This is a genomic window from Parablautia sp. Marseille-Q6255, assembly GCF_951230155.1.
Classification (GTDB): domain Bacteria; phylum Bacillota; class Clostridia; order Lachnospirales; family Lachnospiraceae; genus Choladousia.
Genome location: NZ_CATNVD010000016.1, coordinates 17309 through 34595 on the forward strand (window position 1 = coordinate 17309; position 17287 = coordinate 34595).

General features: G+C 38.0%; 13 protein-coding genes and 3 pseudogenes. 1 reads left to right on the top strand and 15 read right to left on the bottom strand.

Going from position 1 to position 17287, the window contains the following annotated elements:
* Positions 1-33: 33 nt before the first annotated feature.
* The 10 genes and pseudogenes from QOX44_RS13075 to QOX44_RS13120 all read right to left on the bottom strand — a co-directional run bounded on the left by QOX44_RS13075 (position 34) and on the right by QOX44_RS13120 (position 11350).
* The gene (locus tag QOX44_RS13075; RefSeq protein ID WP_283683624.1) at positions 34-477 is read right to left on the bottom strand and encodes a hypothetical protein; all 444 of its coding nucleotides are present in this window, start codon (positions 475-477) and stop codon (positions 34-36) included.
* A 216-nt stretch (positions 478-693) separates the two neighbouring features.
* Positions 694-1653 (bottom strand): annotated as a pseudogene (locus QOX44_RS18245) (recombinase family protein); the annotation flags it as partial.
* Positions 1646-4615: a TOTE conflict system archaeo-eukaryotic primase domain-containing protein gene (locus QOX44_RS13085; protein ID WP_283683625.1), complete on the bottom strand. Its 2970-nt coding sequence runs from the start codon at positions 4613-4615 to the stop codon at positions 1646-1648. The pseudogene QOX44_RS18245 and the gene QOX44_RS13085, both read right to left, overlap by 8 nt.
* A gap of 397 nt (positions 4616-5012) precedes the next feature.
* Positions 5013-5177 carry a DeoR family transcriptional regulator gene (locus tag QOX44_RS18250; RefSeq protein ID WP_283683627.1) on the bottom strand — a complete coding sequence of 55 codons (165 nt, stop codon included), beginning with the start codon at positions 5175-5177 and terminating at the stop codon, positions 5013-5015.
* Positions 5178-5277: 100 nt separating this feature from the next.
* On the bottom strand, positions 5278-5964 hold the full coding sequence (locus tag QOX44_RS13095; protein ID WP_283683629.1) for a hypothetical protein: 687 nt from the start codon (positions 5962-5964) through the stop codon (positions 5278-5280).
* A 185-nt stretch (positions 5965-6149) separates the two neighbouring features.
* Positions 6150-8699: an ABC transporter permease gene (locus QOX44_RS13100; protein ID WP_283683631.1), complete on the bottom strand. Its 2550-nt coding sequence runs from the start codon at positions 8697-8699 to the stop codon at positions 6150-6152.
* A gap of 14 nt (positions 8700-8713) precedes the next feature.
* Positions 8714-9394 (bottom strand): ABC transporter ATP-binding protein, encoded by a 681-nt coding sequence (locus QOX44_RS13105; RefSeq protein WP_283683633.1) that lies wholly within the window; start codon positions 9392-9394, stop codon positions 8714-8716.
* Between the two features lie 119 nt (positions 9395-9513).
* Positions 9514-10410, bottom strand: a complete 897-nt coding sequence (locus QOX44_RS13110) for a sensor histidine kinase (protein ID WP_283683635.1) — start codon at positions 10408-10410, stop codon at positions 9514-9516.
* Positions 10407-11090, bottom strand: a complete 684-nt coding sequence (locus QOX44_RS13115; RefSeq protein ID WP_283683637.1) for a response regulator transcription factor — start codon at positions 11088-11090, stop codon at positions 10407-10409. The genes QOX44_RS13110 and QOX44_RS13115 overlap by 4 nt, the downstream gene beginning before the upstream one ends.
* Positions 11091-11200: 110 nt before the next feature.
* Positions 11201-11350 carry a transposon-transfer assisting family protein gene (locus QOX44_RS13120; RefSeq protein WP_283683640.1) on the bottom strand — a complete coding sequence of 50 codons (150 nt, stop codon included), beginning with the start codon at positions 11348-11350 and terminating at the stop codon, positions 11201-11203.
* A 135-nt stretch (positions 11351-11485) separates the two neighbouring features.
* On the opposite strand from QOX44_RS13120, the gene QOX44_RS13125 reads away from it, so the two are divergent.
* The gene (locus tag QOX44_RS13125) at positions 11486-11749 is read left to right on the top strand and encodes a type II toxin-antitoxin system prevent-host-death family antitoxin (RefSeq protein ID WP_283683641.1); all 264 of its coding nucleotides are present in this window, start codon (positions 11486-11488) and stop codon (positions 11747-11749) included.
* A gap of 246 nt (positions 11750-11995) precedes the next feature.
* On the opposite strand, the pseudogene QOX44_RS18120 reads toward QOX44_RS13125, so the two are convergent.
* From QOX44_RS18120 to QOX44_RS13150, 5 genes and pseudogenes are all read right to left on the bottom strand, one after another.
* Positions 11996-12545: pseudogene (locus QOX44_RS18120) on the bottom strand (PDDEXK nuclease domain-containing protein).
* 123 nt (positions 12546-12668) lie between these two features.
* Positions 12669-13412 (bottom strand): dsDNA nuclease domain-containing protein, encoded by a 744-nt coding sequence (locus tag QOX44_RS13135; protein WP_283683643.1) that lies wholly within the window; start codon positions 13410-13412, stop codon positions 12669-12671.
* A complete protein-coding gene (locus QOX44_RS13140; protein WP_283683645.1) occupies positions 13409-14326 on the bottom strand; it encodes a nucleotidyl transferase AbiEii/AbiGii toxin family protein in 918 nt (305 codons plus the stop codon). The genes QOX44_RS13135 and QOX44_RS13140 overlap by 4 nt, the downstream gene beginning before the upstream one ends.
* Complete coding sequence (locus tag QOX44_RS13145) at positions 14326-14934, bottom strand: type IV toxin-antitoxin system AbiEi family antitoxin domain-containing protein (protein ID WP_283683647.1); 609 nt, start codon at positions 14932-14934, stop codon at positions 14326-14328. The genes QOX44_RS13140 and QOX44_RS13145 overlap by 1 nt, the downstream gene beginning before the upstream one ends.
* A 572-nt stretch (positions 14935-15506) precedes the next feature.
* Positions 15507-17252, bottom strand: a pseudogene (locus QOX44_RS13150) (recombinase family protein); the annotation flags it as partial.
* Positions 17253-17287 lie beyond the last annotated feature (35 nt).

A 17287-nucleotide genomic window follows, 5' to 3' on the forward strand; every position in this document is an offset into this window, starting at 1 on the left:
ATTATTTTGTATTGTAACTGTCTGCCGCTGCTCTTACAGTGCATTTATCATACTCTTGACAGAAACACATACTTCATCCAGATCAGCTTGCCCAGATACTACATGGATATCATGCGCCTCATTATCGAAACAGCCGTGCTTTCTTTCCAGCATAACTGCTACGGGGGCAGGAAGATTACCCCTCATCCGTTGAGCAAACCTTTCTTTAATTGTATCCAAATCTGCTGTGACAAGGACCCTAAAAGCTTTTTCTGGCAGGAGCGACAAATGCTCTTTTTCAGAAACCACATAGATAATGTTTTGACCGGCAACAGCCTCATCCAGTTTCTTCTGAAAGAGTTTTTTTGCAATAGCTTCATTCTTTGCGAGACGCAAGTAATCCTTGCCTGTATAAACTTCTGCATTAAACAGACATTTCATCTTATCCGCAAGGGTCGACTTACCCGTGCAGCTTTCACCAATAACTCCAATAACCATTTCATTTCTCCTGACATTCTGGCTTAACACGCCAATATCCTTTTGCAGCACGCTGGGCCTGAGCCTCTGCTTCTGTCATTCTTCTCCCGCCCAAATCGTTGCAAACATTTCCCTTATATCACCTTTGGTATTACTTCGATACGGAGAAAGAAACGACAGCAAGCGCAGCAGCCGAGTACCCGATTGCGATCTTTCGGATTTTCAGGTCCTTGCCCGAAAACGAAACTTTATGTGCTTCAGAAATCTGCCATCTGGCAGCTCCTGCTCGTAAATGTCCACCTGTTCTACAAAGCTGTTAAGAAATCCTTCTTCTCCAGGCCGGTGAACTTATCATATAGTTTATCAAAATATAAAAGAAATTGATAGACGTTTTCTTCTGATATTTTCTGTTGCTGAATATTCAACAGGCAGTTCTTGACTTTCTCTATACCGTTCTCCACACCTTCAATCTCTTTTTCTATTTCTTCTGTATCTATTCTTGAACCGATTTTATTCAAGATTGCTTCTTCAAATTTAGGATTCTTCACCAGCTTCCGAATAACTTCTTCCACTGCGCTGTTAATCTTATCCTCACTCTATTGTTTACGATATCCACATTTATGACCATCTACCAAACAACGGTGTTTGCAGGCATAATAAAAATAATCCTTATATAAGGTTCCATCTTTCTTTTTCTTTCGGTTCATGTTTCCACACATACCGCTTCCACATAACGGGCATCTCAGTATTCCAGATAAGATATGTTCATGATCCGGACTATGCGTCTTTTCATACTTCACGCCTGTTTTTTCTCGTTTTTGATGAGCCAGCTTTCCACTATCTTTGGAGCTGTCAATCCCATCCTCGACACAAATCAGGTTCACCCCACAGTCTTGCATCCTCTGCAAAGAATTCAAAACATCTGCCGCATTACGGCCAAATCTGGAAAGTTTGAATACCAGTACAAACTGTATCTCATCTGTGCCATTCTCTATATTATCCAGCCTTCTCTGAAATTCCGGTCTGCCCTCTACGCTTTTTCCAGATTTACCTTCATCAGAATACCCATTTACAATTTCCATATTTTGAAATTCCGCATATCTCCTGAGCTTTTCTTTCTGAGCATCCAGACTGTAGCCATCTACCTGTATGGTTGTAGATACGCTGGTATATATCGCATTTAATCTTTTTATTCACCTTTTCTATCCTCAGAATATCCCAAAGCAATTTCCAACAATTCAGTTGCAACTTGAGAATTTCTAATACGCATTAAGTTGTCCCAAACATCAGCTTTTCCAAGAAGATTCATCCCACCATGCCATACTATTTCACCATCAATAACGGCAAAACATTCTTCTACTTCGGTTCTTGTTATCACATTTATTCCTACCACTTGCATTGTTCTGATTAGTTCATAACATACATCTGACTTTCCATAAGTAATATCTTCCGGATCTGTTGTAATAACTGTAATCTTTGCCCCAGCTTCCTGTCTCTTCTTTATCAGTAGTAGAAATCTTTCAATTTTATCCTGTCTGATATCCGGACTGGAAATTACCACCATTTTTTCTGACTCTACAAGATCTTGCTCAAATTTTTCGGTATAATTTCCGGAATCGAATATTGCATTTATCATCTGTTTAGACTGCAACTCTCCCGTCCATATTGAAAATCCTGTCTTTTTGTATGTTCTTAACCTTTTCGCATACATCTTATCAAAGAAGCGGACATGAGAATCAATATAATCATACACATAAACAGCTTCTTTTCCGGGATAATCTCTATTCAGTCTTCCCACATACTGTTCAAGACGACCTTCAAAAGACACAGGTGCTGCAAGCATTAATACATCCAGTCTTGGAAAGTCAAACCCTTCTCCTATTTTCTGACCAGTTGCAACTAAAATAAGCGTTTCATTTTCAGGAACCTGCTTTAACCTTACTCGAATTTCTGCATTTTCCTTATCGGAATTATCACCATATAGAAGAAATACATGATCTGCTTCCCCTTTCAAAGCATCATATAAAAATTTTGCATGTTCCTTAAATCTTGTCAAAATTACAGGCGTTTGTTTTCTTGTGACACAAGTTATAACATCATCTACGATCATTTCATTTCGCACCTTACTGGTACTAATCAAATTATATGCTTTGTTAATATTATCCTTGCTTTCTGCAGTATCAACTACTCTTGTGTATCTTGGGACAAAATAATGTCCAATTCCTTGTTCCTTAGCTCTCTCCAACGCAGTAAATCTATGTCTCAAAGGTCCAAGCAGCATATAGATAATCCGATCAAGACTGTCTCCACGTTTTGGTGTGGCAGAAACACCATACACATACTTTGCATTCACTTTTCGCAATAATTCCATAGATGTGTTAGAAGCTGCGTGATGACATTCATCCATGATTACCATTCCGTAAGAATTAATCTGCTCATTAAACTTTCCTCTGCTGTACATCGAACCAACCATTGCAACATCTATAATCCCTGTTAACGTATTTTTACTTCCGTGTAAAACTCCTATGACGCTATCCCTTTTTTTCTTTCTTCCTGTTTTTGTTTCATATTCCGGCGGTTCTTCTCTTACCTCCAAGAAATTATCCAATTCATCAACCCACTGATTAAGTAAATCTTTACTTTGCAGCAAAATGAGCGTATTTACTTTTCGCTCTGCAATAAGATAACTACAGACTACAGTCTTTCCAAATGCAGTTGCCGCACTCAGGACCCCATCCGAATGTGATAATAATTTTTCTGCCGCTAATTCCTGTTGCATTCGCAAATCACCTTTAAAAGATACTCTGATAGGATGTCCCGTTTCTCTTTGATCTGAAATATCAACTGAAATGCCTGCTTTTTCACACTCCTGTATAACATTTTCTCGTAGCCCTCTCGGAATCTGTATATATCCATCTATATCCTTACCCAAATATACCGCACTAAAATTATAATAATTAGAATATCCCAGCCTTTTATTTTTATAAAATTCTGGATTATCAAATGCCGCCAAACTACGAATTTGATTTTGTATTCTTGGCATAAGATTCAGGGTATCAATATAAACTCCATTGCCCAATACCATGTGCAGCCTGCCCACAACATCTGAATTACAAAACTCGCATTTCTTCTTCCATGGTTTCGGTCTGACATTCTTCTCAACATTAGTAAGCATTCCTCTGGCTTCTGCTAATTCTCCCTGCCATTTTGCCATGCATTGTTCAATATCTTCTATTCCCAGCTTTCCGGTCTTATTAAAAAGAGTATCCCATTGATCAGGATATGCATTCCAATTTTCATCTACAAAAGCACTATTTCCATTCCTAAGTGCCTGTCCCTGTAACGGCAATGCAATCAAATTACCTATGCTGCTTGCCACATCCTGCGAAGGATACATTCTATCATAATAATGAAACGATTTTAGATTGATGGAAGTTGACCCTTTATCTAATAGGAGAAATCCGAAATTTCTTGCTTTTGCCGCAGGTATTGCCTTTTTAAAGAAAATCCATACGTGAGCACCTTTTCCGGATCGGGATCTCTCAACTAAAGGTCTGATACCATTAAGCTCACATATTTTTCTAAGCGCATCCACTTCTTTATGCCACTCATTATCCGTATTCGCAAAGTCCGTAACTTCTGCTCCTTTTTCATGATTATCAAAATCAAATACAATAAATCTGCATGTACCATTTGGCAGTAAAGGATATACACCTATTACATCTGATCCATCCTCTTTTGTGCCCAACAAATGAGCAATTATTTTTTTAACATCCAGACTTATCCATTTGGTATTTTCACATTCATCACAAAATACCTTCTCTTTACGTTGCTTAGGACAAAGCCGGTCATTCCAACGATTCGCACATTGTGGAAAATAGCCCCCGTTCTTTCCCCGTCTGGCATATACATCTTCTCTTCCCCAAAACATCGAAAAGAAACGTATTGCCATTTTCTCTGTGATATACGGTGGATTTACAATACGATTCCCTTGATCCAGATCATATTCTTCTGCACTTTCTATTTTTTCTTCAAAAGGATTCACCTCTTCATATGAAATGCCTGCCTTCTTCAATTTACCTTTTAACAACTTGTTCTCATATTCAAGCAACCTAACCATCTTTCTCAATGAATCTGCATCATACGCTTCTATGTTCAAACCTTCCACCTACAATTCTTATTTTTTTGTGATATGATTTCTATCAAATATCCCAACTTTGTTTTGGTACTTGTTCCAACTACTTTCAATACTTCTTTTTATTGACATATTTTCGTTTCCCTGTACGATTCTCTCTGGTGCCAAGGTAGTGTTACGAGCTTTCTATCTGGACATTTTAGCGTCAGTGGACAAGGGGCAACACGCCTGTTCACTGACGCTACTGTTAATTATGTCTTTTGAATAAGCCGCAAGTTTTTACTACAATCACAGATATTCGTTTGTCATTCCCTTTAGCAGACTAAAGTCTCACAGCTTCATTTTCCCACTTGAGACTGTGAGACTTTCCCTTGAGATTTTGAGACTAGCTCTTTATTTTATTAAAAATCTGTCCTCAGTCTCACTTTTTACTTGAGACTGGCAAATACCATTCCCCTGTCTTTTTATCATATACTGCTCCGCACTTTTTACGAATTTTAGCGTAATCACGAAATACTGTTGCTCTTGATATCTTTAAAGCATCCATTACTTCTTCTACTGTTAATTGATTATTTTCTTCAATCAAACTGACAATCTGTTTTTCACGTTCTGTCAGTTCAGTCTTTTCAACATACTCTTCAACTGCAATCTGCGTAATCGGAATATGAATCCGAAATACATCTGCCTCAATTAATTCCGGCGTTCCCCCCTTGTGTATATATTGGCGTATATTTAAATAAATTTCTCACGCCAGAACCAATTGTATCAGCCAGACCAAGTGCAACAAAAAAACGTGCCAGAATCGGATTCTTCGGATACGGTGTAAATTCGGTTTCAGAAATTTTTCCTTGTCTTCTGGCACGACACCAGTTTTCCGTTTTTATCCAATCGTTTTCAATAACTACTTTTGCTGGAAATGCACTGGAAAAGTCTCTATGAACAAGAATATTGCTGACTACTTCACGGGCAATCAAATCTCTTACGCTTGTTCTTACGTTATCTACCAGGCAAAATTTATCTGAAGTATGTTTCGCAATAAAATCCATCAAAATTTCATAACTATCAATAAGATTTGTTTTTACAATCAAACGATCATCATATCTGTCCAGATTTTCTTTTCGACATAATGCATCCGTAACATATCCAGAAACACACGACTGTATCACTTCATCTTTTCCAAATAATAATACTGCTGCAAGATTATACCCCTGTTGCCCGGTTACAAAATCCGTTTCATACAATCCTGCACTTACCATAAGCTCCTGATCTGACATTCTCAGCCATTCATGTCGCGGATTCTTATTCGAAATCAGGCGGCGCACTTTTTCCATCAAATCCATGCGAAGATGTATAGGAGAATCTGTTATATCCATATCCCCCTCTTCATATCTTCACAAATACAATTTTATCATATAGAAAAATATTCTCCATATTTATTCCCTCAATTTATTTTCGGGGTACAACCATATAATAATGATGATAGAGACAGGATTTCTGTCATCGAAAATATTGTTCGCCCACCGGTAGCATCTAATAAATGTCCGGCTCGAAAATGTTATTATTCCTTACGAATCCTTTCAACAACGCTCTCCCGACTCATCTTTTCAAACTGATACCTGGGTATCACATACGCAATTCCAACCAAAATCGGAATCATAAGCACACATGGCACTATCGTAAGGTGCAGCCGAAAGAAAAATGCTGTACCAATTGTATTTACTAAAATCTTCTCTGCTCCAAACACAACTAACAATACTGCAATTACAAATGCGCCCCCCAAATATAGAAATCCCTCAGCCACCAGCATTTTCGATACCTGTTTTTTCGTCATTCCCACGACTTCCAAAAGCGCCAGCTCCTTTTTCCTGCTGATCACAGAAGTGGCTGTTGTATTAAAGAAATTCATAATACCGATGAACGCTAAAATAACGACAAGAAAACCACCGATCATATAATATTTGCTGACAAACCGCTGAAAACTCTCCTCCATATCCAGTGCAGAAAAAACATTGATCATTTCATTTTCTTTCAAAACATTTTCATCAATGTATTTTTTTATCTGCTTATCCGCTCCTTTCTTTGCATCGATGGCAGCATACATGGCTGACTCATTTCCCGTCTGGGTAATATACTCATCTTCTGGAACTAATACCGTAATATAGATAAGGTCTGCATACGGATAATCCAATGCATATGGCATCAGTGCTTCTCCAATGACTTCGTAATCTTTTTGGTTTCCGTTTTTGTACTCCATCTGAAAAACATCCCCGGTCTGATAATAAGAAACCGGATGTTCTGCATATTTATCACCATAATCTACAAGCACATAGTTTCCGCTTTTAAATGTATCCCATGAGCATTTTTCTCCTCTCCATTCTAATTTGTCAAACACCGACTCGCTGATTCCGAGAAAATGAACACTTACTGTATTGGAAGCCTTTGCCTCTTCCCAAACCTGTTCTTCATAATCGTTCCAGTTTTCTTCATATTTATCAGCAAATGCTTCCCATGTTTTCAGAAGTTCCGGCTCCATCTTGTGGGTTTCCTCAGAATAATACACATATCCTGTTTGAGCACTATCAGGGCATTCGTTCAGAATCTTTTTGATTTCAGGTGTAATACCATTGAAATTCGTGTTCAACAAACTGCCTGTCATCTGATCCAGTTGAAAATCAGAGGCTAAAAACACATTCCGGTAAGAATCAAAATCATATCCCTGCACCAACATCACGATACAGTTGACAACCACCATAGAAAGAGCGATAGAAAGCATAACAATCAATCCCTTTTTCCAATTTCGCAACACATTTTGAACTGCCATCCCCCACCAGGTTACAGAAGTATTCTTTTTTATTTTCCTCTGTGACTGCTCTCCTTCTGCCAGGCGCAGTGCTTCCACCGGAGATACCCTTTCCACCATTTTACAGGCCTGCAGACTGGAGAGATACACCGTTAAAAGTGTCAAAAGCGCTGCTGAAAGAAAAATCAAAGGATTTGCTGATACTACTGTCTGAGCAGTCTTTCCTGCCTGTGCACTGATTTCAGCATCTGCATTCAAGGACGGAGCCATACAAAGACCTGCAAGATAACCACAAAGCAATCCGATTGGAATCCCCACTGCTGACAATCTCCATGCCTGCATACGTACAATTTTCTTCAACTGCTTTCCTGTTGTTCCCACGTTCTTTAACAGTCCATAAGCCCGGATATCCGTTTTCACAGAAATATTAAAGATATTATAAATAATCAGGTATCCTGCCAATATCACAAATAGAATCATTACGATAAGAGAAGAAAAAGAAAAAGAATCTTCTTCCAAAAGATTATATGCCGGATTGACTTCCATTCCTGTCCCTGCTTTTGTAAATCCCGCTGCCTTAGATATAGTTTCTGTTTTCTTTTCCAGATTCCAAAGGTTCTTGTACCAGACAGAATACTCTTTCCCTCCATTGTAAATGCCATTTTCTAATTCTTCCTCTGTAACAGGATAACAATTCTCCTTTGCATAGGCTTCAGATACCCAGACCATCTGTCCTAAAACAGCTTTATCCCCTTGCCAAAATCCACAGATCCGGAACGTATCTGTCTTATATTGCTTCAGCATTGGATTTACTTCCCAGGTCAGCGTTACTTCTTCCCCAATCTTAGGAGTAACGCCCAGAGTTTCCAGTATCATGCTGCTGAGTGCTACTTCATTTTCTTTTTCCGGCAGTCTTCCTGTGGTTGGCAGACAATTAAAGCTTTCTGCCATATTTTCATCCGCATATCTGACCTCTACAGAAAAGCCAAACCGCTCATCCATTCCGGCTCCCAGGAAAATGCCGGAACCATATCGTTCCACCTCTTCACTCTGTTCGATTGTTTGCTGCAATCGCTTTGCATCTTCTTCTGACAGATTCTGTGCACTGGCATGGGCAGAATCCATAAATTGTTTGATTTCCGTTGCTCTTTTGGAAAGAATCATGGATACACTCCCCACAAAAAGACTTGTGAATAAAAGGGAAGTCAGCATGATTGCAATAACAGCAATGATATTTCTGGCACGATTCATTTTCATAAAACGCTTCGTTAATAATCGTAATGTTTCTTTATTCTCTACTTTTACCATAAAATCGCCCCCTGCTATACCAATCCACTGTCTGAAACAATTTTTCCATCTTCGATCTGCAAAATCCGGTCTGCCATCTGGGCAATCTCCTCATTATGGGTAATCATTACGATAGTCTGATGAAACCGCTTACTGGTCACTTTTAGAAGTCCCAATACATCCTGACTTGTTTTGGAATCCAGATTTCCGGTCGGTTCATCAGCCAGCAAAATAGCCGGTTTCGCCGCTAATGCCCTTGCAATCGCCACTCTCTGCTGCTGTCCCCCGGATAAAGCACTTGGCAGATTTTCCAATTTTGTCCGAATACCAAGTGTATCAATGATTTCATCTACATATTTCTTTTCAATCTTTTTCCCATCCAGTTTCACGGGAAGAATAATATTCTCCCATACATTCAGCATCGGAACCAGATTATACTGTTGGAATACAAACCCAATATTTCTGCGCCTGAAAATGGTAAGCTCTTCATCTGTCATATGGCTTAAGTCCTGTCCATCCACAATGACCTGCCCGGATGTTGGATTATCCAACCCACCAATGATATGGAGCATCGTGGACTTTCCGCTCCCGGAAGTTCCAACAATCGCTACAAATTCCCCTTTTTCCACTGCCAAATTTACACCGTCAAGGGCTCGAACTTCCGTTTCTCCCTGTCCGTATATTTTTTGTAAATCTACTGCTTTTAATATATTCATGTTTTCCTCCCTGTCTTATATTGTAAAAAAGCCTGTATTGATCTTTACAATACAGACTTTATCATAACAATGTCTCCATCCGGTTTCTGAAATATCACAGTTTTGATACTATTCGCACCTTATACGGGAAGAAACACAGAAAATGTGGAACCTTTCCCAATCTCTGATTTCACTTTCACATATCCTTTTTGTGCCTGAATAATCTCTCTTGCAAGAAATAAACCAACTCCTACCCCTGGCTGATCCGCTACTGACAGACTTCGGTAAAACCTGCCAAATATCTTTGGTATTTCTTCCTTTTTGATTCCAATACCATCGTCGATTACATCAACCTTCACAAAGGAAGAATATTTCTCCACCTTCAGCTGAACTGTTCCTCCGCCCGGCGTGTATTTTATCGCATTATCTACGATATTTCCAATTGCCTCTGCAGTCCATTTCAGGTCACAGATAACATACAAATCTGTATCGCACATACTTAAGGTAATATTCTTTTCCCTCGCTTTTGCAGCAAACTGGTGACGAATATCTTGCAGTAATTGCCTGATATTAACCTCTTCCGGATGTACCTCAATAATCCCACTTTCCATCCGGGATAATTTGACCAGTGATTGTATCAAAAAATCTAATTTCTCCGTCTGCTCCAAAATGGTATCTATCTCCTCCCGATTTTCATGATTCGTTTCAGAGAGTATTTCACCATAAATCTTCAAATTAGATATCGGTGTCAATGTCTGATGCGCAATGTCGGAAATCAGTTTCTGTATCACTTCTTTTTGTTCCTGCTGATTCTTTCTTGCCAGAAAATTACTGTCCAAATACTGTTTCATGCTGTTTTCAAGGGCAGAATACTTTTCTTCGGAGATTTCTGTCCGTTCCAATTCTCCATCTATCGCATGATCCAGCATTTGCTGCAGCCGGTTCAAAAGCCTTTTTTCTTTCTGATAAAAAAGAAAGTACCAAAAAACTCCGCTCAGGACAAATATTCCTGCAATCCATATTATTCTTTCGATCACTCTCTCACCGCCCATGTATAACCAATTCCATAAACTGTCTTGATATATTCAGGCTTCTGCACATCATCTTCTAATTTATCTCTGAGACGTTTGATCGCAACAGTCAGGGCATGGGCATCCACAAACTCTGTATCCCCCTGCCATACCTCGTCGATCAAGTATTCTCGTTTTAACACCTTACCTTTATTTTCACACAGCACCCGCAGTAGCTTTTGCTCTGTCTTGCTAAGTTCAATCGGGGCTCCATCTTTGAAAAATTCCATTTTATCAAAATAGAACTCAAATCCATCAAACTCCATAGAATCCTTAACTGTTACCTCTTTATTTCTAAGCTGCACAGATACTCTTGCACGCAGAACCATCAAACTAAACGGTTTCGTAATATAATCATTTGCCCCGGCCTCCAATCCAGTTACAATATCCACTTCCATATTATTTACAGTAAGCAGAATAATCGGCACCTGACTGTTTTTTCTGATCTCTCTTACAAAATCAATCCCATTTCCATCCGGTAAGTTCACATCTAATAAAACCAATGTGATATCTTCTTTGTTTAGAATCTCTCTCGCCTCCTGCAAGGTTCTGCACTGATAAAAGAAATAAGAATCATTCTTTAAAGCAAGACGTATTCCATCATTCAATTTTTTGTCATCTTCAACAATCAGTAACTTTTCGCTCATCATTCGCTCTGCTTTCTTTCAAATTATGCTAATTGTATTATTGCCAGTTTTATAAATCAAACCATTAAGTTAAAATCTCCAACAGAAGACAGAAATCCGGTTCCCCATCTTCATCCAGCACCACGTTGGCTGCTTCTTTCCATTTTCTCCAGCGTGCTCTTCACCAGGGCAAGCATTTCTGCATCTTCCTTTAAGAAAGGGTTCACATTTCGGATTTCCCGCATTGTCTGCCTCCAGTTCCCTTTTTCAAACATTGCCATAATGCCCCCTCCAATCTTTTCTCAAATGTTTCATAGTACTACCAGAGGCGCCTATACCAACTACAAAAACTTTTCCCTTCTCCTTTACGGTATAAAGAAATTTTTGTATAATTTCTTTATAAAGGAGGGGCTGATATGCCAACAATCCGTTCAAGCGCAGATTTGCGTAACAGCTACAACGAAATTTCTACTTTCTGCCATGATTATTCTGAACCTGTTTTTATTACCAAAAACGGAAAAGGCGATCTTGCCGTTATGAGTATTGAAGCCTACGAGCAGCTTGTAGGACGCTTTGAATTATACGAGCTGATCCAGGAAGGTCTTGAAGATGTCGCTGCAGGCAGGACACGCCCATTTTCAGAAGCAATGGCTGATATAAAAAGCCGTTGCAAACGATGAATTATCAGATTCACATTACCCTTACGGCAGAAAAAGATATGATTCATGCAGCGGATTATATCGAATTTGTTTTAAAGAACCCGCAATCCGCAGATCATCTGTTAGAGAAAGCGGAACGCCAAATCAACACTCTTTCATAGTTTCCCAGGCATCCGCATTTCTAACAATACAAGTGTTTTTTTAGTGACATCGTATCATATCCACTTTTTACAATATAATACTTTCATTCTTAATACTGCAAACTTTTTAATTCAATTCATTATTCTGTTCTTCAAGCAACTGTTTCAGTTCTTCCTTACTTGGAAGAACTGTCTGATACTTACTGGAAAATATCTTGATGCTTTAATTCACCAATCTTCAAATCAAAAAGCACAAAACATCTCAATAAACGATTATAAAAGACCAGATCCACCCGAAAATGCTCCTCGTTGAATGTAAAACGTACCTGCCGTCCAATAAAAGCAAATCCTGTACCAAGTTCCAGCAAAAACTTTTGTAAGTGATCAATAATTTGGGTCTCCTGATGCGACCAACTTAGAAAAAACTTTCTCCCACTACTTACTGTTGGCAAATTTTTGAATTGGTCAGAGACTGTCTGACCAATTTGATCGTCCACATAAGTCAGATAGAATTTTCGCATCTGTTTCAAGTTTGTAACCGAAAATCCCTTTCCAAATCGCTTTAACAAATACTCCGACAATTCTTTCAAAAGATACTTTCCATAGTCAGCACGTTCTTTCCCTTGCTATTCTTCCTCATAAATCCGGCGTCCAATCTCATAGTATGCATAAACCATAGACAAATTAACCGCTGTTTTAGCCTGTTTTCTTGCGCTGTCAAGCAATTCAGAAATATCTTGCTAAAAATTCTTATTGATTAAATCCATATTCCCACCTCCCACTATTTTCCTATTGTTTATTCATACATCAACGCCTTTTTTCTCAACTAAACTTTTCATACTGATAGGTACTTTAATTTTTTCTTTACTCTTTTTTCTCACATCATTTAATAATTGTTGAAAAATAAGATTAGCCGTATTTGTCGGGATACTTTTATCAGCTAAGTGATTGAAAAATTCTCCCTTAGTTTGATTTTCATATGCCGCTAATTGCAAATTGGATTTATGAACAAAAGTATTTTGTATAAATGCATCAAATACAGCATCAAAATTACTTGGCATATCATTGGTAAATTCATTTTTTATTCTGTCTTTGATTTTTTCATATAGTGTAATGTTTTCTACCTGTAACTTCTTGCCATCTTCAATAACTGCCTGCCACAATAAAACTTCCTTATCAAAATCATTGTTTGATACAAAATGACAATGTGAACACTCCGTACCAAAAGTTAGATAATTGTAGAAAAAAAATCCTAAGAAAGACTTTTTATAACCGCCACTTTTCTTCTTTTCGCGTTTTGACATTTCTGCAACAGTCCAATCAGATGGGTCTTCCTTTGTTTTTATTTGATAAAACTGATACTGCTGATTATCGGTAGAAAACTCTGCCATATCATCGTGAAATTCACAGAAGACACTACATTCTGTATTATCTTGAAGTTTGTCTATTATATGGCACACAATCCAATGAACTTGATATTCAAATCTGTTATAGGAGTCTGAACCTGCTTGCTCACGCTGTTCAGTTGTAAGTACTATACTCATAAATTAGAACTCCTTTCATCTTTAGTCCAGTTCATATTATATTTCCATTGTCTTTGCCATTCTTCTTCATTCACCATCGCATCAAACACAGGCTCAAGGAAAGTCTGGATTTCTGCAATGACGAATGGAAACTCAAGCGTATTGTCTTTTATATTCTTCAAAAAGAATTTCCAACGCTTTTGCATATCCTCATCATCGGCAAGTGCGACAACTCGCTTGAAACTGTTTTTGTCGTAGGGAGTACCACGCCGCTGCAAGGTTTCAAAGATAGCAACTTGCAATTTCGCTCCATCAAAATCGAATGTCCTTGAAAGATAGTAAATATCATAAAAATCTTTCATTCTGCCTGTCAGCTCAAATCGTTGCAAAATAGCATCGAACTTTTCAGCTATGGTACTTTCAAGGGAATAGGTTTTGATTACTGGTGCTTCAAAGTCTGGAAGCTGCGTATTGATTTTACGCTGTTCTGCCTTTGGCACGATAACATCTCCCACACCTATATCAACATTGAATGGTACTCGCACATTCTTTATCTGACCGATAATCTGTGTACTGATACCGTGATACTTTCTCTGCGGAGAAATCTCCTCAAAGCCTTTTGCTGTCATCTCTATATAATCATTGCCTGTCGGTGTATCAATGATTTTATAAATCAAATCCTTAACATTGTCTATTGAATTTGAATATCCACGGAGCAGGAAATCAACATCAATAGTGGCTCGACTTTCAAAATTTGTAAGAGTGTAGATAAACAGCCCGCCTTTTAATACAAGGAAATCATCGTATCTTGATTTCGAGAGCTTTCTCAAAAATTCTTCTTGCATAAAAAGCTGTAGACACTGCTGATAACTGATACCAGAAACCTTTGCTTTATTTCTGAGCTTTGCCAAAACAGAAGCCGCTTTATCTGCCATTACAACCACACTCCAATCAAATCTTTTACTCGTTTTTGCACTCTCAACACTTTTGCATATTGCATAAGGTTAGGGATGTTCTTTTTAGGGTCTTTCACATAGTTCTGAATTGCTTTATTAAAAATCTCTTTATCCATTTTGTTCATATTTCGCAAAACATCACAAATCGTGCGGTCACGATCATAAATGCGGACTTTGTGGAAATCAATTTCACCCTCGGTTTCGCCCAGCGTAACCAACTCTGACTCTACGCGATATACCTTTATAAACGGATAATCGATTTTTGTTCGCCGCTTAGAGACATTTTTATCTATTGCAAAGTTCCATTCAGCAGGATTTCTGTCACTGTATCTATAATAGAATAGGGCAGTCTCCATACAGAGCACTGCATCGGGAAACAATCGATTGATAATGACAACTTCACTTTCTCCATAATCTTGAGTCCAGTGATAGTAACCTCGCCTGACTCTTTCAATCACTCCTTCATCTAAAAGTTCTTTTATATCTGCATAGTATAACTTTGAAGCTGTAAGTTCAGCAGTAGTCATAACATAATTATGACTGCTAAACAACATTCTCAGTGTCTCAATATCTTTATTCTGAAGCATATCTTCACCTCTATTTAATCGCCCCAAATCAAACCAATGATTGGGCACTTTACTATATTATATTTGATTTTTGTCTTTAAGTCAATAATAGCAAAGTGAACGCTTTTAATTGTATTAATTAGGCAGTTTAGTATAAAATCTGTCCTCCGCTTTTATAACCAAATAAAATATTGGTCAACGAAAAGACAAATATGTAAAAAAATAAGCGTACCACTGTTTTTATGATACGCTCATCATTATTAAATTACCTCAAAATACTTCAACGCATCCTTTATAGCTTCCACTTTCTCTGCAGTCGGATGTTTCCTCGGCTGTTTCAGTTCTTCTACCGCATTAGGAGCTTCGTACATCGGCAAGCCTAAATCCCTTTTTACCTCCGCAATATATGCGGTATGTACTTTGAAGCCGTATTTAGCTTCTATGTACTCCTTTATCATTTTATAGGTCACTCTCTCTTTCGGCTTGTACACCTCGGCTCTTTTAGCGATATTATCAAGCGGCACTTTGCCCTCACCCTCGCCAAACTCCACTTTTACGCTGATTGTGCTGTCAGTTTTTTGTGGGAAAGCAGTACTACCGTTTCCACATGTGTTGTCACTAACATAGGAACACACATCCTTTACCTCGTCACGTATATGGGAACACAATTCCTTAGCTTTATCCCCCATACCCTTTGACTTGTCGAAACGTTCCTTTGCATTTCCAATTTCATTCTTAAATCCTGTTTTATATATGAAAGTTATCTTATAGGGATCTTTATATCCATCTTCATCATAGCCACCAACTATGACTTTTTCAATAATACTTTCAAATATTCCTCTGTCAAACTCTTCCAATACCTGATTGTCAGTTAACGCTTTTCTAAAATCAGAAATCCTTCTCTCTAAAAAACTTTCCTCCTTTAACTGTTGACTCAAATATTGAAGTTTTGCTTTCGCATTCGATAAATCTCTTTGAAACCCTACATCAGTTTCTTCATAAATACTTTGTTCAATAATACCATCTAAAAAACTATTAAGTAAACTCTTTCTCTTTACAGAAATTCTATCAATTGTCTTTTGTAATTTATTTATTTCATCTTCAACAGCATTTTCTCCCAGAGTCTTTTCCGTTCTCTTTAGAAATTCTTCCAGAACATCCTTGTTGTCATTACACAGCATCCGATAGGACTCAATAAACGCTTGTTCAATAACTTCCTCTGGAATACCTTTACTATCAGGACAAAAACGCTTTCCATTTTTTGTCGACTTAACACACTGCCATATCGTTTTCTTATATTTTGAACCACTGTGCCATCGTCTCCGAGATAAATTTGTGCCACAAAATCCACATTCTAACAGACAACTGAATGCATATTGACGGCTGAACTTTTCTCTCTTTCCAAGAATAACTTCATGTTTTCTATTGCCATTTCTACGGTTTCTAATTTCCTGCGCTCTCTCAAATGTTTCCTCCGAAACAATTGCCTGATGATGATCATGGATGTAATACCTGTCCTCTTCACCCAAATTATCCAATCTTCTTTTTGAAATTGGATCAACCGTAAAAGTTTTTCCTAACAGTATATCACCTTTATATTTTTCATTATTGATAATCCCCATTACACTGGATGAAGTCCAAGGATTACCCTTGATTGTCATTATTCCCTGTTCGTTTAATTCTCTGGCTATCATTGTACTGCCAGCTCCGGCAACATATCGATCAAATATGTATCGAACAACTTCCGCTCCTTTTTCATTAACAGAAAGAGATTTCGTAACCACATCATAGTCATATCCCAGGCATCCCTGAAACCCAACAAGCTCGCCCCGCTTCATTTTCATTTTCAATCCTTTTTTTACATAAGCAGATGTGTTCTCCACTTCCTGCTGTGCCACAGAGCTTAATATGGTCATCAAAAATTCGCCGTCTTTTAATGTGTTGATTTTTTCAACTTCAAAATATACAGCTACATTCCTTTCTTTGAGCATACGTACATATTTTAACGTATCTAAGGTATTTCTGGCAAATCTCGGAATACTTTTCGCAATAACCATGTCAATTTTACCATCCAGGCAATCCTGTATCAACCGTTGAAATTCATCCCTTTTATCCACTTTTGTACCAGTAATTGCTCTATCCGCATACACTCCGGCAAAAATCCATTGTTTATTATTCTGAATTAAGTCAGTATAATGCGTAACCATGGAATTATAGCTTTTTATCTGTTCTTCATCGTCTGTGCTCACTCGACAATACGCAGCAACTCTTAAACGATCAATTCTTTTTTTGGCAGAGCCATCAAATGGATCATTTGCTTTTATTAACTCAACTTCCATCTTCGCCCTCCTTTTGTATTCCTATCGTAGTGTTG

Excerpts from the sequence above, each read along its gene's own strand:
- QOX44_RS13105 (WP_283683633.1), bottom strand. The coding sequence starts at position 9,394 with ATGAATATATTAAAAGCAGTAGATTTACAAAAAATATACGGACAGGGA.
- QOX44_RS13095 (WP_283683629.1), bottom strand. The coding sequence starts at position 5,964 with ATGGATATAACAGATTCTCCTATACATCTTCGCATGGATTTGATGGAA.
- QOX44_RS13115 (WP_283683637.1), bottom strand. The coding sequence starts at position 11,090 with ATGAGCGAAAAGTTACTGATTGTTGAAGATGACAAAAAATTGAATGAT.
- QOX44_RS13145 (WP_283683647.1), bottom strand. The coding sequence starts at position 14,934 with ATGCTTCAGAATAAAGATATTGAGACACTGAGAATGTTGTTTAGCAGT.
- QOX44_RS13125 (WP_283683641.1), top strand. The coding sequence starts at position 11,486 with ATGCCAACAATCCGTTCAAGCGCAGATTTGCGTAACAGCTACAACGAA.
- QOX44_RS13135 (WP_283683643.1), bottom strand. The coding sequence starts at position 13,412 with ATGAGTATAGTACTTACAACTGAACAGCGTGAGCAAGCAGGTTCAGAC.
- QOX44_RS13100 (WP_283683631.1), bottom strand. The coding sequence starts at position 8,699 with ATGGTAAAAGTAGAGAATAAAGAAACATTACGATTATTAACGAAGCGT.
- QOX44_RS13075 (WP_283683624.1), bottom strand. The coding sequence starts at position 477 with ATGGTTATTGGAGTTATTGGTGAAAGCTGCACGGGTAAGTCGACCCTT.
- QOX44_RS13140 (WP_283683645.1), bottom strand. The coding sequence starts at position 14,326 with ATGGCAGATAAAGCGGCTTCTGTTTTGGCAAAGCTCAGAAATAAAGCA.
- QOX44_RS13120 (WP_283683640.1), bottom strand. The coding sequence starts at position 11,350 with ATGGCAATGTTTGAAAAAGGGAACTGGAGGCAGACAATGCGGGAAATC.